General features: G+C 52.6%; 17 protein-coding genes and 5 pseudogenes. 12 read left to right on the plus strand and 10 right to left on the minus strand.

All coding sequences use genetic code 11. The features are described 5' to 3' along the window. Positions 1-6 precede the first annotated feature (6 nt). Together GPOALKHO_RS01295 and GPOALKHO_RS01300 are read left to right on the plus strand one after the other, a co-directional pair. A complete protein-coding gene (locus GPOALKHO_RS01295; RefSeq protein WP_406702626.1) occupies positions 7-132 on the plus strand; it encodes a hypothetical protein in 126 nt (41 codons plus the stop codon). 133 nt (positions 133-265) lie between these two features. After that, positions 266-1,214: pseudogene (locus tag GPOALKHO_RS01300) on the plus strand (SLC13 family permease); the annotation flags it as partial. A 111-nt stretch (positions 1,215-1,325) separates the two neighbouring features. On the opposite strand, the gene yfbR reads toward GPOALKHO_RS01300, so the two are convergent. Continuing rightward, positions 1,326-1,925 (minus strand): 5'-deoxynucleotidase, encoded by a 600-nt coding sequence (yfbR, locus tag GPOALKHO_RS01305; protein ID WP_406702627.1) that lies wholly within the window; start codon positions 1,923-1,925, stop codon positions 1,326-1,328. Positions 1,926-2,083: 158 nt separating this feature from the next. Then, a pseudogene (locus GPOALKHO_RS01310) lies at positions 2,084-2,432 on the minus strand (aminotransferase); the annotation flags it as partial. A gap of 3 nt (positions 2,433-2,435) precedes the next feature. Here GPOALKHO_RS01310 and GPOALKHO_RS01315 point away from each other — a divergent pair. Next, positions 2,436-2,862: pseudogene (locus tag GPOALKHO_RS01315) on the plus strand (proton-conducting transporter membrane subunit); the annotation flags it as partial. After that, positions 2,839-4,114: pseudogene (locus tag GPOALKHO_RS01320) on the plus strand (NADH-quinone oxidoreductase subunit N); the annotation flags it as partial. The pseudogenes GPOALKHO_RS01315 and GPOALKHO_RS01320, both read left to right, overlap by 24 nt. Before the next feature lie 165 nt (positions 4,115-4,279). Here GPOALKHO_RS01320 and GPOALKHO_RS01325 read toward each other — a convergent pair. The 7 genes from GPOALKHO_RS01325 to ubiG all read right to left on the minus strand — a co-directional run bounded on the left by GPOALKHO_RS01325 (position 4,280) and on the right by ubiG (position 12,491). After that, positions 4,280-4,441, minus strand: a complete 162-nt coding sequence (locus GPOALKHO_RS01325) for a hypothetical protein (RefSeq protein ID WP_406702628.1) — start codon at positions 4,439-4,441, stop codon at positions 4,280-4,282. A 207-nt stretch (positions 4,442-4,648) separates the two neighbouring features. Then, entirely contained in the window at positions 4,649-4,831 is a 183-nt protein-coding gene (locus GPOALKHO_RS01330) for a hypothetical protein (protein ID WP_406702630.1), read from the minus strand. 978 nt (positions 4,832-5,809) lie between these two features. Beyond that, complete coding sequence (locus tag GPOALKHO_RS01335; RefSeq protein ID WP_406702631.1) at positions 5,810-5,953, minus strand: hypothetical protein; 144 nt, start codon at positions 5,951-5,953, stop codon at positions 5,810-5,812. Between the two features lie 129 nt (positions 5,954-6,082). After that, positions 6,083-6,406 (minus strand): MFS transporter, encoded by a 324-nt coding sequence (locus GPOALKHO_RS01340; RefSeq protein ID WP_406702632.1) that lies wholly within the window; start codon positions 6,404-6,406, stop codon positions 6,083-6,085. A 1,429-nt stretch (positions 6,407-7,835) separates the two neighbouring features. After that, positions 7,836-8,966, minus strand: a complete 1,131-nt coding sequence (nrdB, locus tag GPOALKHO_RS01345) for a class Ia ribonucleoside-diphosphate reductase subunit beta (RefSeq protein WP_406702633.1) — start codon at positions 8,964-8,966, stop codon at positions 7,836-7,838. A gap of 49 nt (positions 8,967-9,015) precedes the next feature. Further along, complete coding sequence (gene nrdA / locus GPOALKHO_RS01350; RefSeq protein WP_406702636.1) at positions 9,016-11,298, minus strand: class 1a ribonucleoside-diphosphate reductase subunit alpha; 2,283 nt, start codon at positions 11,296-11,298, stop codon at positions 9,016-9,018. A 482-nt stretch (positions 11,299-11,780) separates the two neighbouring features. Next, positions 11,781-12,491 carry a bifunctional 2-polyprenyl-6-hydroxyphenol methylase/3-demethylubiquinol 3-O-methyltransferase UbiG gene (gene ubiG, locus GPOALKHO_RS01355; RefSeq protein WP_406702637.1) on the minus strand — a complete coding sequence of 237 codons (711 nt, stop codon included), beginning with the start codon at positions 12,489-12,491 and terminating at the stop codon, positions 11,781-11,783. A 277-nt stretch (positions 12,492-12,768) separates the two neighbouring features. Here ubiG and gyrA point away from each other — a divergent pair, with 277 nt between their 5' ends. After that, positions 12,769-15,423 (plus strand): DNA topoisomerase (ATP-hydrolyzing) subunit A, encoded by a 2,655-nt coding sequence (gene gyrA, locus GPOALKHO_RS01360; protein WP_406702639.1) that lies wholly within the window; start codon positions 12,769-12,771, stop codon positions 15,421-15,423. Positions 15,424-16,164: 741 nt separating this feature from the next. Next, positions 16,165-16,299, plus strand: coding sequence for a hypothetical protein (locus tag GPOALKHO_RS01365; protein ID WP_406702640.1), 135 nt, complete (start codon positions 16,165-16,167; stop codon positions 16,297-16,299). A gap of 385 nt (positions 16,300-16,684) precedes the next feature. Here GPOALKHO_RS01365 and GPOALKHO_RS01370 read toward each other — a convergent pair whose 3' ends face one another. Beyond that, on the minus strand, positions 16,685-17,008 hold the full coding sequence (locus GPOALKHO_RS01370; RefSeq protein ID WP_406702641.1) for a hypothetical protein: 324 nt from the start codon (positions 17,006-17,008) through the stop codon (positions 16,685-16,687). 154 nt (positions 17,009-17,162) lie between these two features. Here GPOALKHO_RS01370 and GPOALKHO_RS01375 point away from each other — a divergent pair, with 154 nt between their 5' ends. The 6 genes and pseudogenes from GPOALKHO_RS01375 (at position 17,163) to GPOALKHO_RS01400 (ending at position 24,192) form a co-directional block, all read left to right on the plus strand. Further along, positions 17,163-17,411: a hypothetical protein gene (locus tag GPOALKHO_RS01375; RefSeq protein ID WP_406702643.1), complete on the plus strand. Its 249-nt coding sequence runs from the start codon at positions 17,163-17,165 to the stop codon at positions 17,409-17,411. Positions 17,412-18,239: 828 nt separating this feature from the next. Then, positions 18,240-19,346 (plus strand): porin, encoded by a 1,107-nt coding sequence (locus GPOALKHO_RS01380; RefSeq protein WP_406702644.1) that lies wholly within the window; start codon positions 18,240-18,242, stop codon positions 19,344-19,346. Between the two features lie 555 nt (positions 19,347-19,901). After that, positions 19,902-20,240, plus strand: a complete 339-nt coding sequence (locus GPOALKHO_RS01385; RefSeq protein ID WP_406702646.1) for a hypothetical protein — start codon at positions 19,902-19,904, stop codon at positions 20,238-20,240. A 1,748-nt stretch (positions 20,241-21,988) separates the two neighbouring features. Then, positions 21,989-22,621, plus strand: a pseudogene (pagP, locus tag GPOALKHO_RS01390) (lipid IV(A) palmitoyltransferase PagP). 305 nt (positions 22,622-22,926) lie between these two features. Further along, positions 22,927-23,079: a hypothetical protein gene (locus GPOALKHO_RS01395; RefSeq protein ID WP_406702647.1), complete on the plus strand. Its 153-nt coding sequence runs from the start codon at positions 22,927-22,929 to the stop codon at positions 23,077-23,079. Positions 23,080-24,027: 948 nt separating this feature from the next. Next, on the plus strand, positions 24,028-24,192 hold the full coding sequence (locus GPOALKHO_RS01400) for a hypothetical protein (protein ID WP_406702648.1): 165 nt from the start codon (positions 24,028-24,030) through the stop codon (positions 24,190-24,192). Positions 24,193-24,334 lie beyond the last annotated feature (142 nt).

A 24,334-nucleotide genomic window follows, 5' to 3' on the forward strand; every position in this document is an offset into this window, starting at 1 on the left:
GTTGATATGAGCGACAGACTCCTCTGGGTGCTTGCCTGCTGCTGGCGGCGGTGGCGCTGTTTATCACTGGGAATGTGCATGGATGTGGTGACGCTCTTAGTTATTTTCGCCTTCGTGCTGAGCGAACGCTGACCCTGGCTGAAGCTACTGCTGGCTTCAGTGCCCCTACCTAACGTGCTTCTTATCGCCGTACTGTTCGTCATCGCCGACGAAGTGATAAGTACTGGCATTGCGCTGTCGGTGGGATGTGAACTGGCTAGCATGAATGGCTGGCAGCAGCGAGCTGCGCATGCTACTGCGATATTCGCTGGGCAGGTTTATGAGCTCAATCGGCGTGGCGGCCATCTTTATTCTGGTAGTGCTCAGCACGCGCAGTGTATGAAAACATCGCTGGGCCGGTTGATGATGCCTCTCAGTTTCGCCTGACTTATCAGCGGCATCACTGGTGGTGACGCCGCCCAATATGGCGCTCAATAGCGAACTGTTGCGCAACAATCTGCCAGCGTTCGGCTTTTTCGCGGCGACGCCGATCGGCTATCTGGTGCTTGGTACAGATTATATGGCGGTAGCCGTTTTGGCTGACGCCCCTGATGACGGTCGTTCCGGCTCGCCGCTTATCGACCGCTGACTAGATGACATGCGCCTGCGCGATCGCTAACGTTGGCGTAAGTTCCACCGGGTAACGTCAGCGCTGGCGGTAATACCTATCTGCGCCCGTGTGATGGATGCAGGCCAGGCGCGTGACATGGAAATGACGGAGGTCAGCCTGATCCAAGAACCGCTCTGTTGGGCCATAGCCTAAGAAAAGGTGACGTTTCGCAGCCGTTACGGACTGAATGTGGCTGGCGTCCGCCGCAACGGCGAGACGCTACTGGGTATGCTATCGACGAGCCGTTACAGCTGGGGGATATCCTGCTGGTGATAGGCGACTAAAAACGTATCCGGCAGTTACAGTCTCGCACGCGCGATTTCATCCTGCTCAATCTGCCGGCCGAAGTGGACCAGGTTGCATCGGCGGCCAGTCAGGCGCCCCATGCGCTGTTGGCGCTGGTGCTCATGGTCTGCATGATGACAACCGACATATTCCTAATCCTATTGTTGCTCTCGTCACCTGTCTGCTAATAGGCAAGTTTCGCTGTATCGATATGGACAGCGCCTATAAAGCGATCCACTGGCCGAGGCTCATTCTGATTGTTCGTATCGGCCTGCCGTTCATCCTGTTAGTGGTGGCCGCGAGCGTGCCGGTGGTGCCGTTACTCCACCCTCTCTGACTGGCCAGAGGCAGGTCATCTCTTCAGGCGAAGGCACGTTTTAGCAAGGTGACGCTACGGCGGCGAATCTTGGCTAATTTCATCCAGCGATAGGCTGAAGCTCGGGATAAACACCGTCTGGAAATAGTCCATCGCAGGGCTGTGCCGCTCGTTCAGCGTTTTTTCTAGGCGCGCCATCGCTATGGTAAATTCGGTATTGCCGGCGGAAATCTCCTCCAGACACTTGAGATAGGCGCACAGCGCATCGGCCTGCTTGACTACGTCTTTCTCTTCCGGCAAGTAGTGCTGCTCGTCGATGAGCAGACGAAAATCCTCGCGTAGGGTTTCCGGGATCATATCTATCAGCTTTTGTTGGGCGATTTTTTCAATGTTTTTGTACTCGTGGGCGATTTGGGCGTTGTAATACTTAATGGGCGTCGGCATATCGCCGGTCAGCACTTCGCTGGCGTCGTGATACATTGCCAGCAGCGCAATACGCTCGGCATTCAGGTCAGCGCCGAATAGGCGATTATTGATGAGTGCCAGAACGTGTGCGATAAACGCCACCTGCAGACTGTGCTCCGAGACATTTTCTGTACGCACATTGCGCATCAGCGGCCAGCGGTTAATCAGTTTTAGGCGTGACAGATGGGTGAAGAAGTGGCTTTGGGTCATATACGTTTCCAGAAAGACGCGACAACGGAAATGCTATTGTGCGCACCCGGCGGTGGATATGCAAATCTCCCGATCGCCGGCGCGCAGTCCTCTAACACTCGGCGCCGACTCGCGGTAGCTCTAGATATCTCTGCTGCTACGGCATCATCGGTAGGGCTCTATATTAGCTTGCCGTGGGCTTGTTGGTGATAATGCTGCATAAAGCGGCTAAATTTACCGATGGCGGTTTCCGACTCACTGACCCGCGGCAATGTAACGACCAGCTTTGATCGTCATGGATACTGAAGCGTTTGGCGTTATGGGGATATCGTTGATAAGCTCCAAGGCCCAGTTCGCTACTCATATGGCCGTATGCCTGGTTGCATAACTCGCTGATGCTCTGATAACCGCCTAGGGCGGTCTGGAGCCATGCTGTACAGGCACATTGGCACACAGGCGCATCGACGCCAGCGTCTCCGGCCCTTAGATATAGCCTTTTGCGTGTTTCTTCTGGCCATTGAGTACCATCTAGCGCATGGCTGGCTACCGGACGCGCCCGCAGTCAGGCGCTTACCGCCGGTTCGGTGGACCTGGCGAGGATATTTCTGAAAACCGCGGCCTACGGGATGCTGCGCTTTAGCATGCCGCTGTTTTCTCACGCCTCGCACCAGTTCACCTATATCGCCAATGTGGCTTGGGGTGGTTGGCATCTTTTACGGCGCCTGGATGGCGTTCTCGCGGGCCGATATCAAGCGCCTCATCGCCTACTCAGTTTCCTACATGGGCTTTGTGCTGATTGCCATCTACAGCGCCAGCCAGGTGGCCTATCGCGGCGCGGTGATACAGATGATCGCTCACTGTCTGTCAGTCGCCGGCATGTTCATTATTTGTAGTCAGCTGTATTGAGCGCCCGCACACCCGCGATATGCGCCAAATGGGAGGTCTGTGGAGCAGAGTGACTCCTCAACAACTGATCGCATTATTACCGCTGTTGATCGTGGGCTTAACGGTGGTGGTTTTGATGCTGTGCATTGCGTGGCGACGCAACGACTTTATCAACTCAACGCTGACAAGTCATCTGGCTAAACCTGGCGCTGCTGTCGCTGTGGTTCGTAGCGCAGAATGACACGATGGACGTGACACCGATGATGCGCGTCGACGGTTACTCCAGCTCTGCGCAGGGCTGGTACTGATTGGCTATCCTGGCGATCAGCGCGCTGGCCTATGTCTGGATGGTAGGCTATCTGGACAATTGCAATGAAATTTTATCCGCTGGTGCTGATCCTCGGTATTGAGATGATTTCGCTGTCGCTATTAGGTATGGTGGGTTATGCATTCCGCCAAAAGCGCTCGCTGGAAGTCAGCATTAAGTACACACTACTGTCCGCGGAGACGCCTCCTTCTTGCTGTTCGTATGGCGCTGGTGATACTAGAACTCTTCACCTGCTTTTCACCGGCATTGGCCAAACGCTTAACGACGGCATGTTGGCGCAACCGGTTCTGTTGGCTGGTTTCGGCATGATGATTGTCGGCGTCGGCTTCAAGCTGCTGCTGTCGCCGTTCCACCCGTGGACGCCAGATGTTTACCAGGGCGCGCTGGTGTCCACCTTCCTGGCGACCGCCAGTAAAATCACGATTTTCGCGGTGGTGATGCGCTTGTTCCTCTGCGCGCCGGTGACCAACAATGAAGTGGTGCGACTGGCGCTGGCTATCATGAGCCTTCGCCTCAATGCTGTTCGGCAACCTGAATCAAACAGGTGCTGGGGATTATTCGTCCATTGCTCATCTTGGCCATTTGTTGGTAGGATTAACCGCGGTACAGGCCCGCATACTGGCGCTGGAAACCGCCGGCATTTATCTGGCGGGTTATGTGTTCGCAAGCCTTGTGGCGTTCGGCGTAGTCAGCTTGATGTCCAGTCCCCATACCGGCGAAGATTCGGATTTACTGTATTCCTACCGCAGTCTGTTTGGCATAAGCCACTGCTGTTGTCAGTGCTGACTGTGATGATGCTGTCGCTGGCGGGCATCACTATGACGCTCGGCTTTATCAGCAGTTCTACGTCATCGCGCTCAACGTGAATAGCCATCTGGGCTGGCTGACCGGTGCGGTGGTAGTTTGTACTGCTATCGGGCTATCTTACTACTTGCGTATCATGGTCAGCTTCTGCCTCGCGCCGCCGGAAAACCTGCGGCGCGATGCCCCATCCAATTGAGCACTGACCGCCGACTGGGTTATGGTGCTGATTTCCTCGCTGCTGGTGTTGACGATGACGTTCAGCTCCTGTTCGAAACTCTGGACGAGGTGCTATCTTATTCCGTTGATAAAACTGATCAAAAGTATGTCTAGCTAAGTGCGCAGCAAGCCCTAGATGATATTAAAACGCGGATGAGCCAGGCGCGACACCCACTATCTGAAAACCCGACAGGCAGTGAGTACCGCGGATGATTATTTGCAAGAAATCCCCTAGCACGGCGTCGGTATCGATGCCCTGGTTGTTCTGGTGGTAGGGCTGCTTTGGCACGCTGATATAACCCATCCCATTGTTTCAGTATTGAAATAAACGTATGCTGTCACTGTTTTTCCACTTTGCTTCAATACTTCGATGCTGGTTTGATGCCGGCGGCAGCTGGCGTTTGGCAAGTGATGCTGCCTTTGTCGGACGGCACGGCGGCGGCGATGCTGAACTGGCTCAAGGCGTGGCCGCTGTATCTGTTGGCAGCATCTGTTGGCAGCACCGCAACACTCATGAAGAGATGGCAACTGCAGAGCGGTGTGCCGTTTCCCCTTCCTTGGCGATGCACAGCGCTTCCTGATCGCGCAGCCGGCGGTAAGGGAGGGGATTGCGGATTTTGTGGTTCAACGCCTTTGGTGCCGACGCCAGTAAGCCGGAAAGCGCACTGTTTTGCCGCGCCTGGGCTGGCAGCATCTGCAGGATCGGTATCGGATAATAATGACTTTATCCACGGAGCCCCTTCCGTTGCTGACGGCCACAGCAGCCGGCGTAATGCATCTCCCCGAGAGCTGCCGGCGTAGCGACGCCTTGTCGCTCAGGTATTGGAGCATTCAGCCAGGACGGGCTGAAGAAAGTGGTGCTGCTTGCGTTCCACGCTGCACGTAAAAAATCAAATCTGCTGGCGGGGATATTTTCCAATGATTACACAGGCCCGCGCGGGCGCTAGATGTCAGCGGCCCAGAAATCATCCTCCTGTGCCGCACAGCATTTACGGCAGGGAATTCAGGGAGATTTGCAGCATGCCGACGACGGTTCTGACTAGCGCTATTACAGACGGCGGCAGCGTTTATCCGGCATCGCGAATCCCTTGCCAGCCGCTAGTCTGCCGGACCAGCAGACTACCTGACCCTTAATGAGAACAGGTTTTGTGTAGCGTTACGCTTGGCCTGGGTGTCAAGTCACCAGATCTGGCTGTTATGCCGGCGCCGGTATTGTGCCGGGATCCGATGCCGATTAAGAATGGCAGGAAAATAAAGCCGCCGGTCTCCAATAGTTATTCAGCGGTGCGGCGCGGGAGTAGCAAACGTCGCAAATCGGTGTTTACATATCTGCCTCCGCAGAGGACTTACAATAGGGTATCGTCCTCACCACACCTAAGCGCCAGGCCCATCATGTCCCGTATTGTATTTAACTCGTTGAGGACCGTTGCTGCTGGAAACTCTGGCCCGACCGACCAGCGTAGGGCTGTTTGTATCGCTTCAGTTCGCGCTCAACGCCGCTGACGTTCGCCGCAGCTGTTCATTTGCACCGACTCTCCATACCCATTTCGATGAGTGCAAGCTCGGATAGCTAGCGCTCGGCCTGACGAAAGCCGGCGGTAAGCCGGTGGCGTTGATTATTACTACCTCGCTTTGATAGAAGTCAGTCTGACCGGCGAGTGGTGGGCGCTGCTTACTGCGGACAGGCCGGGCCGGACTTATTGACTTCGGCGCGGATCGGGCGATTCGCCCGCCAGACCAGTATGTTTCTGGTTTTATTGTGCAAACCGGCTTTGGCGCAGCGGTTAATCTGCGGCGCCGGTGCGTCCATTACCATCTCGGCATCAATCCAACAAGTTACGGATGGTGATAATCACCAGTGCCGGTACGGCGCCAAAGCCGAAGATCAGTCGCCATAGCCAAGTAGTACGCCCTTCCGGCAATACTGGCGACTTTGTTATCTCGTCTACGTAGGCGGGAAAACTCCGCCAAAACGCCATCGCCACCGGCAAATTAAATCAATCCCCATACCCCAGCCCATCACAAGGCGTGCGGTGGTGAGCACCCATTCATCGAGGGTGAAGGCATAGGTTAGCGCTGCAAGCACAAAAACAGCAAATATCCAATAGCGGCCAATTTTATCGGTGAAATAATCACCGAAGAACGCGCCGAGGATAGCACAAAACGTAATGGCCGATGTCACCATGCTAGTGGCGGCCGGAGTCAGATTAAGCTCTCGCTCCACACCCTTATCGTAGGCATAGGCACAAAGAAACACTCTGCCGAGCACGATGGTAATAATGATGGAGGCATGAGAACGATTATCGGGTGAGAAAACATCGCTGACGCTGCAAATTGCATACCGCTCGCCGGTACGCTATGGCCATTGGCCAATGTGGCGACATGCGACGCAGTGAGAAGTAAAGATATGGATGTGAAGGCTTAGTTAAAAGTTTTCGGTAGCCAAGCATGCCGGTTTGCGCAATTTTGTTACGGAATAAGTTACAATTAATGGTTTAATCGGCCCCTTCGGCCACCCATTATAATGAGCGTGATGTCGGGAGAATACTGCTTTAGCCACGTCGGTAGATGTTCTTTGAGATTGTCTAGACTTTTCTGCTGGGAAAAGCTGACGTGTGTCAGCATTTTGGGTAATTAAGGTAAGGCACGGCATATCACACTAATTACGGAGCATTAATGATCCGACCATCGCCAGTGCGGGCGAAAATGGTTGGGAAGACGCTGAATGCGCTTTGTTGAAAGACTTCTATGGCCTGGGGAACCTTCGCTTTACGTCAGGATAGCCGCGTACGTTAAATGTGATAAGCGCTTCGAGTGGATTGACCGAGCATAACAGAGGATTCGACTTGAGAGGTTTTTCGAGTTTGAGGGGTGTCGCGCGTCGCGGTGTAACACGTCAACGGTGTGTGGAAGTTGTGTTGCGGTGAGGCCCTTACCTTCCAATTGACGGATCAGTAAGATGCTCGGCGTTCTCCTGGTAACCCGTCCTGCAGTAAACACGCTTTTGCAAGTTCAGCAATAACACCGGTTTAAGGTCTTTAAGGGTGAACTTCAAATCATTTACTTTGGTAAAGTGAAGCCTGTCGTCGCAGTTTGCTTTCCCTGCAATGATTCAAAATAGATTTTTGACAGAGTTCATGCAGGACGAAAAGACATTTCAGGGTGTCGCCTTTAAAGAAAGGCTTTGATTTTTTCCCAAGGGTCATGGTCGGTAAAGACTCACCGTTATTTTTGCCGAGTTGAGAGTGTTTGAAAAAACATTTCACTCATTGCTACAACACAATTAAAATAACTGCTGGTTCATGCATTTCCAATCATGCGGTGTTTGCGTATTATGGCGCTGCGCGACGCTGGAAAATCAATTTCATGGTGTATTTATTACGCACGATGGCGGCAGGTACATTGGGGTGAGGGCTAAAGTGGAGACGTTGAAGGTGATAGAGATGCCGGAAGGAAAATAAGAGCCTCTGGCCTTGCCAGGCCAGGATTACACTCTGGCTCAATATCGTCGACCGGTAAGCAGCAGAGCAGAATTTCCTCGCGGCTGACAAACATCTATTGGTGATATTTCACTTCTCCCGCCAGCAGGCGCCGCAGTAACCGGAGTGGCACTGGAATCCACCGGCACTTGATGCGCCTCCAGCGCGTCCAGCAGCGGTTGAGTTGTTTGGCGCAGGTGGATTACAGGCTGGGCCATGTTACAACTGGAAGTCGCTGAGGTCATTGCTGTTAACTTCGGCATCAATCTGCCCCACCAGATAAGAGCTTACTTCCACCTCCTGCGGCGCCACCTGAACGTTATCCGACACCAGCCAGGAGTTGATCCATGGAATTGGGTTAGAGCGGGTGGTAAAGGGCAGATCGAGACCGACCGCCTGCATGCGGATATTGGCGATGTATTCCACATACTGACATAGAATATCTTTGTTCAAGCCGATCATCGACCCGCCGCGGAACAGATAGCTCGCCCAGTCTTTCTCCTGTTGCGCCGCCAGCAAGAACAGATCATAGCTTTCCTGCTGACATTCGCGCGCAATCTCGGCCATTTCGAGATCGTCCTCGCCGGAGCGCATCAGGTTGAGCATATGCTGGGTGCCGGTTAGGTGCAGTGCTTCGTCGCGGGCGATGAGGCGAATGATTTTGGCGTTGCCCTCCATCAATTCGCGCTCGGCGAAAGCGAACGAGCAGGCAAAACTGACGTAGAAACGGATCGCCTCCAGTGCGTTGACGCTCATCAGGCACAAATAGAGCTTTTTCTTTAGCTCATGTAGATTCACCACAACCGTTTTGCCGTTGACCTGGTGCGTGCCTTCTCCCAGCAGATGATAATGGCTGGTCAGCTCGATAAGATCGTCGTAATAGCCGGAAATATCCTTGGCGCGTTTTAGGATCTCCTCATCGGTGACGATATCGTCGAACACCAGTGACGGATCGTTGACGATGTTGCGAATAATGTGGGTGTAGGAGCGCGAATGGATAGTTTCTGAAAACGCCCAGGTTTCCACCCAGGTTTCCAGTTCCGGTATCGAAATCAGCGGCAGCAGTGCGACATTGGGGCTGCGGCCCTGGATGGAATCCAGCAGCGTCTGGTACTTGAGATTGCTGATAAAAATATGTTTTTTGTACTCCGGCAACGCTTGATAGTCGATGCGATCGCGCGACACGTCCACTTCTTCCGGACGCCAGAAGAACGACAATTGTTTCTCAATCAGTTTCTCAAAAATGTCGTATTTCTGCTGATCAAAGCGGGCAACATTCACTGGCTGACCGAAAAACATCGGCTCCTGCAGTTGGTTATTTTTAACTTGTGAAAATGTAGTATAGGTCATGGGAACTCCCGTTACATGCAGGCGGCATCGTTACCGCCAGCGTAGATGTTCAAATCTTGCAGGCGCCGCCTTCGCAATCGTCCTGCTGCGTTGACTGCATGTCTTCCTGAGCGTCTTCTGCCCCATCGCGAGTATTCTGGTAATACAGGGTCTTCACCCCGAACTTGTACGCAGTCAGCAAGTCTTTCAATAGCTGCTTCATCGGGACTTTACCGGCCGGGAACCGGGACGGGTCATAATTGGTATTGGCGGAGATGGCCTGATCGACGAATTTCTGCATCACGCCCACCAAGTGCAGATAACCATCGTTGCTCGGCATTTTCCACAGCAACTCATAGGCTTCTTGCAAACGGATGGACTCCGGCACCACTTGACGCAGGATGCCGTCTTTGGAGGCTTTGATGCTCACCAGGCCGCGCGGCGGCTCGATACCGTTGGTGGCGTTGGAAATCTGCGAAGACGTTTCCGACGGCATCAGCGCCGACAGGGTGGAATTACGCAAGCCGTGCCGCTTGATATCCACGCGAAGCGCTTCCCAATCGTAATGCAGCGGTTCGCTGACGATGCTGTCGAGATCTTTTTTATAGGTGTCAACGGGTAGAATACCCCGCGCATAGGTGGTCTCATTAAACCACGGGCAGGCGCCGCTATCACGGGCCAAATCGTTTGAGGCTTTCAACAGATAGTACTGAATGGCTTCAAATGTACGGTGGGTCAGGTTATTGGCGCTGCCGTCAGAGTAACGTACGCCATGTTTGGCTAGATAGTACGCAAAGTTAATCACCCCCACGCCAAGGGTGCGGCGACCCATGGCACTGCGCTTAGCCGCTGGGATCGGATAGTCCTGATAGTCGAGCAACGCATCGAGGGCGCGCACCGCAAGTGTCGCCAGTTCGCCTAAATCATCCAGGCTATCGATTGCCCCCAGGTTGAAGGCCGACAGAGTACACAGGGCGATTTCGCCGCTATCGTCGTTAACATTCTCGAGCGGCTTGGTGGGCAGGGCGATTTCCAGGCACAGGTTGCACTGGCGGATCGGCGCTACCGCAGCGTCGAACGGGCTGTGGGTATTGCAATGATCCACATTCTGTACATAGATACGACCGGTAGAAGCGCGCTCTTGCATCATCAGCGAGAACAATTCCACCGCCTTGATACGGCGTTGACGGATGCTGCTGTCCTGTTCGTACAGGGTGTACAGCCGATCGAATTCATCCTGATCGGCGAAAAAGGCGTCATACAGCCCCGGTACGTCGGAGGGGCTAAACAGCGTAATGTCCCCGCCCTTGACCAGGCGCTGGTACATCAGTTTGTTAAGTTGGACGCCGTAATCCATATGGCGCACCCGATTGGCTTCCACGCCGCGGTTGTTTTTCAGCACCAGCAAGCTTTCCACTTCCATATGCCACATGGGGTAGAACAAAGTAGCCGCGCCGCCTCGCACGCCGCCCTGTGAGCAGGATTTGACCGCGGTTTGGAAATGTTTATAAAACGGAATACAGCCAGTGTGGAAAGCCTCGCCGCCGCGGATCGAGCTGCCAAGCGCGCGGATTCGGCCGGCGTTAATGCCAATCCCCGCACGCTGAGAAACGTATTTTACAATCGCGCTGGAGGTGGCGTTAATGGAGTCGAGGCTATCGCCGCATTCAATGAGTACGCAGGAACTGAACTGACGGGTCGGTGTGCGTACGCCGGACATAATTGGTGTCGGCAGCGAAATTTTAAACGTCGACACCGCATCGTAGAACCTTTTTACGTAGTCGAGGCGGGTCGCGCGCGGGTAGCCGGAAAACAGGCAAGCGGCCACCAGAATATAGAGAAACTGGGCGCTTTCGTAAATCTCTCCAGTTACTCGGTTTTGCGCCAGATACTTCCCTTCAAGCTGTTTGACGGCGGCATAGGAAAAGTTCATATCGCGCCAATGATCGATGAACCTGTCCATCTGCTCGAATTCGTCAGCGCTGTAGTCCGTCAGCAAATGTTTATCGTATTTGCCTATCTCGACAAGACGCGAAACGTGATCGTAGAGTTTCGGCGGCTCAAACCGGCCGTAGGCTTTTTTGCGCAAATGGAACACCGCTAACCGGGCGGCGAGATACTGGTAGTCTGGCGCCTCACACGAAATCAGATCCGCCGCGGCTTTGATAATAGTTTCGTGGATAGTGGCGGTTTTGATGCCGTCGTAGAACTGGATATGGGAACGCAACTCCACCTGGGAAACAGAAACGTTTTCCAACCCTTCGGCCGCCCAGTTGATGACCCGGTGGATTTTATCGAGATTAATGGTTTCTTTACGCCCGTCGCGCTTGGTGACTATCAGACTCTGGTTCATGCGCCTTTATACCTGTCTGTGTGACCCGCAGACGCCCTGCTGGCGCGCAGGAAAATAGTGCCTTGCCATGGCAAACCACTATATGGGGTCTTTTCGTTAGTTTGACAAGATAGTGACAAAGTCACCGCAATGCAAGTGAGTAACTTGCCAACTTCTGTGGATAACGTTAGGGGGGAATAGTCAGCAAACGGGTAAGCCGCTATTGTGCCTGCGCTTCGCCCTTGTCAATTAAGGGGATAAATTTTCTAAAATAACGCGATCGTTGCTTAATTAAACGCCGTCTGTTTTTGACGGCGCCGTACACGGGCACCAACAACCAGGCAATTGACGAATCTCGGGAAGAAACGGCAGCCCATGACGCGTTAAGCGGCCCAACAGAGAGGATTACGTCGTGACGAGCCTCCCCGCGAGGCGGTCAACGCCATCGACCTGACGAAGACGTCTGGAGGAGTGTGCACTCCTGCTCCGTGGCGGCTAGCACCTTACGCTTGCCGTCGCGTATGCAGCATATAATTCACATCCACATTACCGCCCAAATAGAAACGATCCCGCAGCGGATTGTAATGTAAACCGATAATATGCCGCTCGCGCAGCAGGGTGTCGTCCACCCAATCCAGTAGCTCGGCGGGTTTGATGAATTTATTGATATCGTGCGTACCCCTCGGCACCAGATGTAGCACATATTCGGCGCCGACGACAGCCATAAGCCAGGCCTTCGGATTGCGGTTCAGCGTTGAAAAAAACACCTCGCCGCCAGGTTTTACCAACCGCGCGCAGGCGCGGACGATAGACGCTGGATTTGGCACATGCTCCAACACTTCCATACAGATCACAACATCATAGGTGCCGGGATGCGCCTCGGCGTGCGCCTCGACCGTCTCTTGGTGATAATCCAGGGCCACACCGTTTTCCAAAGCGTGCAGCCGGGCCACCACTAGCGGTTCTGCGCCCATATCCAGACCGATCACCTTCGCCCCTTCGCGCGCCATACTTTCCGCCAGAATGCCGCCCCCGCAGCCGACGTCCAGCACGCTTTTTCCAAATAGCCCACCGGCGCGTTCGAGAATATAATCCAAGCGAAGGGGATTGATGCGGTGCAGCGGCTTGAATTCGCCATCAAGATCCCACCAGCGGGCAGCGACGGTGTCGAATTTAGCGATTTCGCCCGGATCGACATTTTTAAAGCGGGGCATTATGGTTCGCCTCTCTTACTTACTTCTGAGGTCATGCAAAAGCTCCTTACTCATTTATCGATTAAGTATACGTGCAACCGGGCCGTATTGCAGCCCGTTTGCTCACAAAAGCTTGTATTAGCGGCGCACGGAGAGCGTAGGAGGGTGCCACTGGGGCATGAGATGATTCCGCTGCGCCTTTCAACGGCGACCGCGCCCTTTCACAGAAGAAAGATGGTATACTTTTACACCTTTAAATCCGGGTAAAAGTTTCATTTAGTAGAGGGATAGCAGCTCCATGAGCGACCTTGCCAGAAAAATTACACCAGTCAATATCGAAGAAGAGCTGAAACGTTCTTATCTGGATTACGCCATGTCCGTCATCGTCGGACGTGCGTTGCCGGATGTGCGGGACGGACTTAAACCCGTACACCGTCGCGTGCTGTTTGCGATGAGCGTGCTCGGTAATGACTGGAATAAACCTTATAAAAAATCAGCGCGCGTCGTCGGCGACGTCATCGGTAAATATCACCCCCATGGGGATATTGCTGTCTACGACACCATCGTGCGTATGGCACAGTCGTTCTCGCTGCGTTATATGTTGGTGGATGGCCAGGGCAACTTTGGTTCCGTTGATGGCGACTCCGCCGCGGCGATGCGTTATACTGAAGTGCGCATGGCGAAAATTGCTCACGAGTTGCTGGCGGATCTGGAAAAAGAGACCGTTGATTACGTGCCCAACTATGACGGCACCGAGCAGATTCCCGATGTCATGCCCACTAGGTTCCCTAACCTGCTGGTCAACGGCTCTTCCGGCATAGCAGTGGGGATGATTACCAACATTCCTCCGCACAACCTCGCGGAAGTCATCGACGGCTGTCTGGCCTATATCAACGACGAGAACATTAGTGTCGAAGGTCTGATGGAGTATATCCCCGGTCCCGATTTCCCCACTGCCGCCATCATCAATGGCCGGTGCGGTATCGAAGATGCATACCGCACCGGGCGCGGCAAAATCTATATACGCGCGCGCGCCGAGGTAGAAACGGATGGTAAAACCGGCCGCGAAACCATCATCGTGCATGAAATTCCCTATCAGGTGAATAAAGCGCGTCTAATTGAGAAAATTGCCGAGCTGGTCAAAGAAAAGCGTATCGATGGCATCAGCGGCCTGCGCGATGAATCCGACAAAGACGGTATGCGCATCGTCATTGAAGTTAAACGTGATGCGGTTGGCGAGGTGGTGCTTAACAATTTGTACTCCCTCACTCAGCTGCAAGTGTCGTTCGGTATCAATATGGTAGCGCTGCATCAGCGGCAGCCGAAGATCCTGCCGCTGAAGGAGATTTTATCCGCCTTTGTGCGCCATCGCCGCGAAGTGGTAACCCGCCGTACTATCTTTGAGCTGCGTAAGGCCCGCGAGCGTGCCCATGTACTGGAGGCGCTGGCGCTGGCGCTGGCGAACATCGACCCGATTATCGAACTGATCCGCCATGCGCCGACACCGGCGGAAGCGAAAGCCACCCTGGTGGCGCGTTCGTGGGCGCTTGGCACCGTTTCCGTCATGCTGGAGCGCGCCGGTGACGCCAACGCCAGGCCTGAGTGGCTGGGGCTGGAGCCGCAGTACGGCATTCGCGGCGATCAATATTATCTGACCGCGCAGCAGGCCCAGGCGATTTTGGATCTGCGGCTGCAAAAACTGACCGGTCTGGAACACGAAAAACTACTTAATGAATACAAGGAGATGTTGACCCAGATAGCGGAACTTATCCGCATCCTACAGAATCCAGACCGCCTGATGGAAGTAATCCGCAAAGAGCTTGTCGCTATTAAAGAGCAGTATAGCGATCCGCGCCGTACCGAGATTACTGCCAATGCTTCAGACATCAATATCGAAGACTTAATTAATCAGGAAGATGTGGTGGTCACTCTATCCCATCAGGGTTACGTGAAGTATCAGCCGTTGACGGACTATGAGGCACAGCGCCGCGGCGGAAAAGGCAAGTCAGCGGCCAGCATCAAGGAAGAGGACTTTATCAACCGGCTGTTGGTGGCGAACACTCACGATACCATCTTGCTGTTCTCCAGCCGAGGGCGGATGTATTGGATGAAGGTCTATCAGTTGCCGGAATCCAGCCGCGGCGCCCGCGGCCGGCCGATAGTCAATCTGCTGCCGCTGGAGTCCAACGAACGTATTACCGCCATTTTGCCGGTACGTGATTATGAAGAAGGACGCCACGTCTTTATGGCGACCGCCAGCGGCATCGTGAAGAAAACCTCGCTTATCGAGTTTAGCCGACCGCGCAGCGTCGGGATTATCGCTGTTAATCTTAACGATGGTGATGAGCTGATCGGAGTGGATCTGACCGACGGCAGCAACGAAGTCATGCTGTTCTCCGCTTATGGCAAAGTGGTGCGTTTTCCGGAAAATCAAGTGCGCAGCATGGGGCGGACCGCGACCGGCGTCCGAGGGATCAATCTAGCGGACGGCGACCGGGTGGTGTCCCTCATCGTACCGCGCGGCGAGGGGCCAATATTGACGGTCACCCAGCATGGCTATGGTAAGCGCACCTCGCAGGCCGAATATCCGACTAAGTCCCGCGCGACCCAGGGAGTTATCTCCATTAAGGTGAGCAAACGCAACGGCGAAGTGGTAGGGGCAGTGCAGGTGGATAACTGCGACCAGATCATGATGATAACGGACGCCGGCACGTTGGTGCGCACGCGGGTTTCCGAGGTAAGCATCATCGGGCGAAACACACAGGGCGTGACTCTTATCCGCACCGCGCAGGATGAGCGCGTGGTGGGACTGCAGCGCGTCGCCGAGCCGGTGGACGATGAGGATTTGAATTCGGTAGCGATCCCGGATGTGGCGCCTGAAGACGGCCTCATGGGTACCGATGACACGGATGACAGCGTCATCGATGATGATGTTGACGGCGAACGCGAATAACACTCTCGTCCGGCGACGCTCCGGTGCGTCAAGGCGACAAACAAGTGCCAGCGCGGTTGCGCTAGCCTTTTTTGGTTCTCACTTGTTCTCTTTATCTGAACGATGAAATATCTCACTTCGTTTCGCAGTACGATCAAATCTCCTGCTACTTGTTCAGGACGCTGGCGCTAATGCTGTGGGCGTTCGGCTCGCCATTATCCTTCCTTATATCATTCCTTTATTTTATCAGCCTGTTGCATCAGTGTGAACTCGTACTGCAGCAGGAACACGGCAATAGCTACGAATTAAGTGCGGAATTATATCCGGCACTCGGCGGATTATCACGCACCAGCTGAGATACATGATGGAAAATAGGCTGACCGGCAGCCCGGGTTAGGCTGGAAGGCCGGACGCCAACGCCGGTGGCAAACTCAACTCAGCCGCACTACAGCATGCTCATCCCCAATGACGACTGCGCCAAAGAAACTCCGCGTTTTCATGATACGGTCAGCGCACTAACCTATTTCTCAGCTATTGGAAAGACAATTTTTCTGATACCTACGATCTCAACCAGGTGTTTATATCGGCTTGAGAGCCCGTACCTGCGCCGATTGCAATATGCGCAGCGTGGAGAACGGCAACAACGCCATGCTGAAAGCCTAGTATGCCAGGTGTCAAATTTCGCCACGCGCGCCTCAGCAACCGATAGGGAACGCATGTTGGGTCGCCTCCGGTAATCGGCACGACAGCGGCAGCTATTGTGTGCTTATCCCCTTTTATGGCGGCAATAAGCTGGAAGCGCTCATCGGCATCGAGCAAACGATAAGGCTGGATGATTCGCCAGCGCCAGAAAAATATACCGCTAAGCCTGACCAGCGGCGAACGCAGGCGTTTTGATCATAACCACATGCTGCTATTTGTTTAAACTGTGGTTGCTGAATCTCTTTTCCACTGCGATACTGATGCGTTTAACCTGGTTGTTTGGCGTCATCGATATCGTTATCTCGCTGTCCGTGGCGTTTCTGTCTGGAGTGCGAAATTGGCGCACGTCATATTCAGCGGGATAAGATCGTTGATGGACCAATCGAAGGCAATAATGGTTGCCAGATGGCCTGGCTGATTGAATATCATGCGCTGCGTGAAATAGTAGTCGTTGAGAAAACGTATTGCGTAGGGGAGAGAAGCTTTTGCGTTCATTCAGGATGTTGGCCTGCTGCAGCATTTCGACACGACGAGATCCGCCAGCGAGCCGATATAGCTGTCGCGAAGGCGTGGATTCGGGTCACGGCCCCGTTGAGATAGTGACGAAAATCATCGCGTCGGTTTTCTTGTGGGGTTTATTCACAAAATGGATGCCTGGACGCAGCCGTATCTCGTCGTTGGGTCGCAGCGCCTGCGGGTCGTTTGCCGGTAGCGTCATAAAGCTGATAGGCCGTGACGCAATATTTGTCGATGCGTTTTGCATGGAGGCGACAATGATGCTCAGACTATGCTGCTTTTCCACCATGTAGGTACAGAACACCTGATAACCCAGGAGACATAACGAAGAAATAAATAAGAGGATAAATACCAGAAAACTGCTCAGCAGCGCAGTCGCGATTAACATGATTTTTTTAATTTACCTAACTGGTCCGGCTCGGATTGTTCCTTAATGGGTTACGCGGCGCGCGCTGACCAGACAGGCGCTGGTAATGCCCAGAAAAGTCGTGAAAGCCGGATATCATGGTGCGGTCTCTGGCCTTCTTCTCGCTACTGCTTGAATGTTTATCGTAATATTCAGCGCGCTCAAACCGGCAAACATCGGAAGCGCTAGCAGCGAGCTGAACCCAGACAGATCAGCAGGCGAAGGGGCATCGTTAATCGCCAGCCGCGCTTTGGCGAAAGGCACCATCGACACCAAGGACTATGGTGAAGACGGCGATAAAACACCACACGGATGGCGACACGCACCGGATAGGCGGTATGAAGTTCTGGGAGAGGGCGGTGGTCATAATAATGGTCATGGTTAAAAACGTGGCCAATGCGGGTCGCAATCGAATTTGCTGCTTCCTGCGATGGCATCAATCCCCCTTGGTCGCCGTAGGGTGGTCGTTTCTCTATATGGGCGGCGGGTGCCGCCATCAGTTACCATCGCGCTCAGCCTGGCGAGAGCCGACACCGCTCTTGCCAGGCTGAATCGTCGCTGTTTTGATCCTTTCGTCTTACATTATGTTTACCTTGTCATGACTTGCCCTGTTTGGCATGCGTAGGGCGCACAATGTAGCACGCCGTACGCTGGCAAAAGATGGAGGGCAGTCAGCAGTTTACGCCACCCCTCGCGCATCCATCCCGCGAGGGGTGGCAGAACGCTGGTAGGAATGACCATATTACCTTATTTATGCACTAGAAATAAATTCTACTTGCCTCACTTTACAACCTGAAGCATCGTTGCTGCTCGGTATAGTATTCTCAGTCTCTCTCACTCTCACTAAAAAATAACGGCGAATGCTATCATGAGCAACGGTTTATTTATTTTGATCACCGAGAATTTTATTTCGATCATCTGGTAAAGTGTGAGGATAGTTGTTTTTAACGTTATGTTTATTAGCATTGATATTAATTAGCTCTTTTAATATAGTTATTTAGTATTTATTATTTTCATTATTATGATGTATGTCAGTTATTTGTTGTCCTCTAATGGCTTGAAAGGTCAAAATCCATCGAGTATGATTCTGCGGTCAGTGCAATATCCAATCTATCAATGAAATCAAGATCTGTTGAATGCTCGTTTTTATTTGAGCCTCTGCGGATATCAAATTATTAGTGGCAAAATATAATAAATATAGAGGGTAATCAACATGAAACTACAGTATCTGTCTGTACTCGTTTCGGCTATGGTGATAGCCGGCAGTGCCGGGGCCGCCGAAGTTTATAATAAAGACGGCAATACACTGGATCTGTACGGCAAACTCAACGGCATGCGTTATATGTCCGGCGGTGATGATAAAAACGGCGATCATTCTTTCATTCGTTATGGTCTCCGTGGAGAAACTCAGCTGAGTGACGGACTTATCGGATTCGGTACCTGGGAGCATGAAGTCGGGCTGCGCCATGCCGAAAGCGAAGGCGCGAAAAGTTCCTTTACCCGACTAGGTTTTGTTGGGATTAAGTTTGACAACGGAGGCAGCATTGACTACGGCCGAAACTACGGCGTGTTATATGACGTCGGCGCCTGGGCCGATGTGATGCCGAAATTCGGCGGCGATACCACCGTTACCGATAATTTCCTTTCCGGCCGCGCCAATGGCGTGCTAACCTATCGCAATACCAATTTCTTCGGGAAGATGGATGGTCTGAACTTCGCGCTGCAATACCAGGGTAAAAACGACAGCAAGGAGGGTGATACTACTGGCCGCGGCCTCCAGGAAGCCAATGGCGATGGCTATGGTCTGTCCGTCACCTACGATTTGGGTAACAGCGTGTCTGCCGGTGCCGCCGTTAGCAGCAGTAACCGCACTCTGTCTCAGCGATCGTCGACGGTTGCGCGCAATCATAGCAAAAAGGCTGAGGCCTATGCCTTCGGCCTGAAATATGACGCTTATAATCTTTACCTGGCCGCGCTGTACGGCGAAACCCACAATATGACACCCTACGGTAATTTCTCGAGCGGTTTACACGACTTCGCTGAAAAGGCACACAATCTCGAATTGGTCGCGCAATATCGGTTTGATTTCGGTCTGCGTCCCTCTCTCGGCTATCTGCAATCGCACATTGACAGCGATCAAGACGGTAAGAGCCACGATATCAAAAAATACTTCGGGGTGGGCGCCAGCTACAACTTCAATGAGAACATGCTGACCCTCATCGATTATCGCATTAATCTACTGTCTAAGGACGACTTTACACGTGCTGCGCAGATTTCCACAGACAATATTGTCGTATTAGGTATGACTTATATGTTCTAATGAATTCACCGCGACAAATATAGGGTTCCTGAAAAACGGGGCGTGCGGTGTGTGACCGCACGCCCCATTGTTTGAGACCGGCACGTCGTCGCTCTGCTCAGTGCGAATAAGGGGATACCAGCGAGCAAGATTGCCTCACGATAAGTGGTTACGTAGTGAAACGACGCGCTGATTTATCATCGCTTTTGCACATTTGTCTGACCGCTTTAATTAGCGAAATACGGCAAAGCTGAGCAAAACGGCTATGAGAATCAGATTCATCATCTCTTTGCTCTCCTTCCATCCTGAAAGGCACCTGTTATCGGTACGGAGGTGGATGAGGACTATGCAAGAAGGCGTTACAATGCCTGATATTTTTGGGTATGGCGTTTTAGGGTTTCGGTTTCGGTATAGCGCTTTATTTTTTTTGATGTTAACGCCCGCTACGGTGTATCGGATGGCTTTGCGCGCCGGCGTTTGCCGCTCCAGCGCCGGAAAAAGTCACTTTTGTACAGGAATAGCCAGTAGCGGATGGTTTTTGGTGGGTCCTAGCGCGATGAGGACATCGTTTTGATCGTGGCGCCGCCAACTGTGGCCGATGCTATGAAATTTCTCGATACCGGCCGGGCAGATGTGGCGTCTACCACCGTCATGGGTTTCACTTTGGTAGGGCGCCGGCCATCTCCATCAATCGCTACAACACCGGCAATAACTGGGTATTTACGCCCGAGGGACAATCCGCTTGCTATTACAAAAACGGGTGGACACAATGACCGGGATTACCAACTCCGAAAAGCAAATGATAAAGCCTGGCGTGATGTACTGGATGCGGCGACCTCATTCGGGATTGTGAAAAGCGTATTGCCGGTAAAGGAGTACTATATCAACGCCTATTTAGTTCAGGGGCGAGAGTGACGACACGCGCCTGCAACCCCGCGGTAGCGCGCTCCATAATCGCTGCCGTTATCCTTCGTGCCGCCTGGCATTAGGCGCGCATTATGCGCTCACCGCATCGATATTTTAAATGTGTAACTTACCGATTTTCCATTTGTCGATTATGCCACTGCAACTATCATCTGACCGACGTTGCGGGCATGCTTTTCACTTCGCATCGGGCGTTAGCCGTCGTATTCGTGAACTTGAAGATGAACTTCCGGTCAAGACACTGCTGTCGGTAACAGAACGCATTTTAAGGAGGTCAATAATATTCGCCGGTTTCTGATGTGTTTGCCAATAAAGATTCTGGTGAACTCTCCATCGTTACCACCCATACCCAAGCGCGCTACAGTCTGTCAGAAGTTATTAAGCAGTTTCGTAAATTGTAAGGGCAGCCTCGAGGAAATTGTTGCTATGCTGCAATCCGGCGATGCCGATATCGGTATCGACAACGAGAAATAACCCGATCGCCGCAGCTTACCCTTGAGACCCTGAGCACGGTATTACCTGTGCTCGCGAATTGATGTGGTTCTTCAGGCGGCAGGGCTGTATTTAGAGGTGGTGATAGGCACGCACAATTCAGCCGTTATCAAGACCTATATCGCACTCGGGCTGTGGTAGGCCTGCGCGGATATGTCATATAACCGTAAAATGGATACCAGCCTGCTCAGCCTGAGCGTGGAGCATTTGTTTGATGCTAACACCGTCTGGTTTTGGGGCAAGCGAGGTCAATGTAAATATGCTTGGTGGTTCATCTAACTGTGCAATCCGCAATTGTCATTAGCCGAAATAGAATAGGCGAGGTTTGCCATTGCAGCGCCCAATTATCATATTTGGCGCGTTTTACCGACGGGTTGCGCTGTGGTAAACAGTGTTAATGGCCGCGGGCAGGAATCACCTGGATTATGATAATTATTACTGTAAGTAAATTCAGACCAATCCTATAATCGTACGTCCTTTACAGAGCTAACTCCATGGGCCCACTCATGAGTGCCTAGGATAGGCGCCGGAACATGGTATGCCCTACACGATGGGGTTTTAGCAGAAAGCGCATCCGGCAACTTACCTCCCTGCGAGAGGGAGTGCAGCGAAGGTCGTCGGTATGTTTTCTATCACGCCACGTCACAACGTGCGCTGTTAAGTATACATCACCGATACGAAACCAATGATGGCCAGCGCCAGTTCAATCAAAAAGCGATATCGTTGGTATGCATAATATCACCTCCGTACTATCACTTTCGTTTTCTTATCATCATGGATCTGGCCTGCACTTGAGATTATGATTGGTTTTCAATTTTGATTAAAAGCTGCGAACTTTATTCCCACTGGGTGAGAACGCTTCGTGACATGCTCAGTAGGGCGCCGCCAGTCGCCGCCATAGGGGGCCGTTTTCACCTTTACCACCGTTCTTTTGATGAGGGGCAGCGTGTTTCCTTTGGCCCGCTTCAGTTCATCTGGCGTATTCTCTTGGCAGCCATGATGTTTCTCACCTCTTAAATGGCACCCTTTCCCTGGAACGCACCCGGAAAAGAGTGGCTTGGTACACCTGTCATGCGTTGCGGTGAGTCGCGTTCATAGCGCGGCGCACAAAAATTAAGCGCCAATCGGAGCATCATCTGGCTCGATTTTCCAGGTATAGGATCCGTCGGCGCCGCGCGATTTACACGCCATTTTAGTTAAAATAGGTATAATGATTTACTTTTATTTTTTCTGGTAGTGATTTAATCATGCTGGAAAGACGACGTATTAAGAAAGTCAGTAGGGAGTGGATTGTGCGGTCGCTTTATCAAAATATTATTGTGTTAATCAGTCTATGTGCTTTGTTTTCTGCCGTATTGGCAGCGACGTCGGTGATCGACAGCCAGCCGGTGTCGTCTACTGGTCTTTGGCAGCAATTTTCGCAGAATGTAGCCGAGACCTGGCGTAACTCCCCCCATCAGGATCTCTATGTGCCGGCCATTACTTGGCATAATCGTTTTACTTATGACGATGAACATATTCGCCGCTACAATAAACGCTCTTTGGGCGCAGGCTATGGTATCTCACGCTATGACGAGAAAGGAAATTGGCATGCCATCTACGTGACGGCGTTCAAGGATTCTTTTAATAAATGGGAGCCGTTTAGCGGCTATGCCTGGGAAAAACAGTAGTATCCGTTTGACCACTATCAGGATATCCACTTTGACGCTGGTTTTACCGCCGGGGTAACGGCGCGGGATAATTGGAAATACATCCCCGTACCAGCGCTGTTGCCGCTGGCGTCGGTCGATTATAAGCAACTAACATTCCAGGCCACCTATATCCCTGTCACCTATAACAATGGCAACGTATTCTTTGCCTGGCTGCGTTATCGTTTCTGACGCGGACCCCTACCACCGTGATGCCTTCGAGATAAAACTCCTGCCAGGCGGTTTGTATACTTAGACAAGGTTGCCGCCCGCGGCGCAACCAAACGCAGTGCACCTGATGAGCCTCTGTGGCGGGCTGGGCTAAACACGTGTCGGAGTGGTGTTAAGCGACGATTTTATTCCCATCACACTAAATATATTAACGAAACCGGCACGTTGATGGGTGGTTGTCGGCCGACATCAGACAGGCCGCCCGCGATGAAATCTGCGCATCGCGCGATTCACCGCCCTTAACTGCGCCGGCGTAGCGCAGGTGCTTGACAACTGATAGCGGGGTGGTAGTCAATGGGGTGAATACGCTACCGGATTTTACCGATATCAGTATGTACCCAAATTGTGGCAGGCGATCAGCTTTGGTCATACCGACCTCATTGATTGAATTGGTGCTGGCGTGCTACCGGCAGAATTAGAGCCTTGTCAGATCGCTGAACCTAAGCGGCCAGGGTACGCCCAGATAAAGCACCGCCGTTGGTCGCGGGTTATTTTCTGTTAGAGGCCTGGCTATTAGAGGCTACTAACAGCCCGCCGTACGCCAATTGGTAGGCCAGGCCGGCATACACCGAGGCCAACAATAGCGCAGCTACTGCGGCGCGCGGCACTGGGGGCTACAGGCCGCGACCAAGATGGCTGGCGGCAAGGATCACGTCCTAATTCACCATGAATCCGATGGCATTGAGTACAGTGGCCATCAGCAAAATCTGGGCGCTACCAACTCCGCCTACGGCTGCACAAACTGCAAAACAACGCCAAAACAAATAACGTTATCTTGGGATTGAGCAGGTTGGTCATCATGTTCTAGCGGAATATCGTCCCTTATTCCTGATACGGACAGCGCCTGTCACCGCACACGCTGTGGGATTGCAGTTATAAATACATTCATGATGTTGATGGTCGGGTGTGACCGCTATTGCCTATTGGGATTCATTATGGACAACACTGAATATGCCGATTGTCGATTTCCTCGGCAAGGTATAGATGTAGCGACGATCGCCCGTGCGCGCCATCCGCCCATGACACCGCATTTTGTGCTATAACTCAGCGCGAATTTATTAGCGGCGGTGCCGAATGTGTCTTATGCGTAGGTAACCGACGGCGGCCGCTGGAAAGATTTACGTACCATCTTATCCGCCGATGAAGAGGTTGATGATTATTACGTTACCAGCGACACTCAGCCCGGCCATGGAATTATTCTGGATAGAGACTATCTTCAGGCACACAAAATATAAGCATCGAGAGCGGTAGCGGAGAAGTAAAATGGAAGATACCTTATTTTCTGTTAAAGATAAAATCATCATCGTCACCGACGGTCTTGCCAACTTGTCACCCAATTTGTCACCCAATCAATCACCCCCGCGCGATTGGCGTATACCCCCGTAGATATTACCGACGAGGATAGCGTCAATCGGGCGCTTGACGCTATCGAGCAAATGGGTGCGCCGGGGGCGGTCTGGTCAATAATGCCGGTGATACGCAGCCCAGCGCGCCGCCGGAAGTATCTGGTCCGTTTGAGCACTTCCCGTTAAATGTTTTCCACAAGGTAATCGAGGCTAATTGGTGGGCACCTTTCTCATGACCGACCAGGTGGAAAACAAGAGTCAATCATTACTATCGGATCTATTGATTGTATGGTGTCGCTGGTTATAGGACATTTATAGTTACAAAAGA

This window comes from Sodalis sp. (in: enterobacteria), assembly GCF_036327475.1.
Taxonomy (GTDB): domain Bacteria; phylum Pseudomonadota; class Gammaproteobacteria; order Enterobacterales; family Enterobacteriaceae.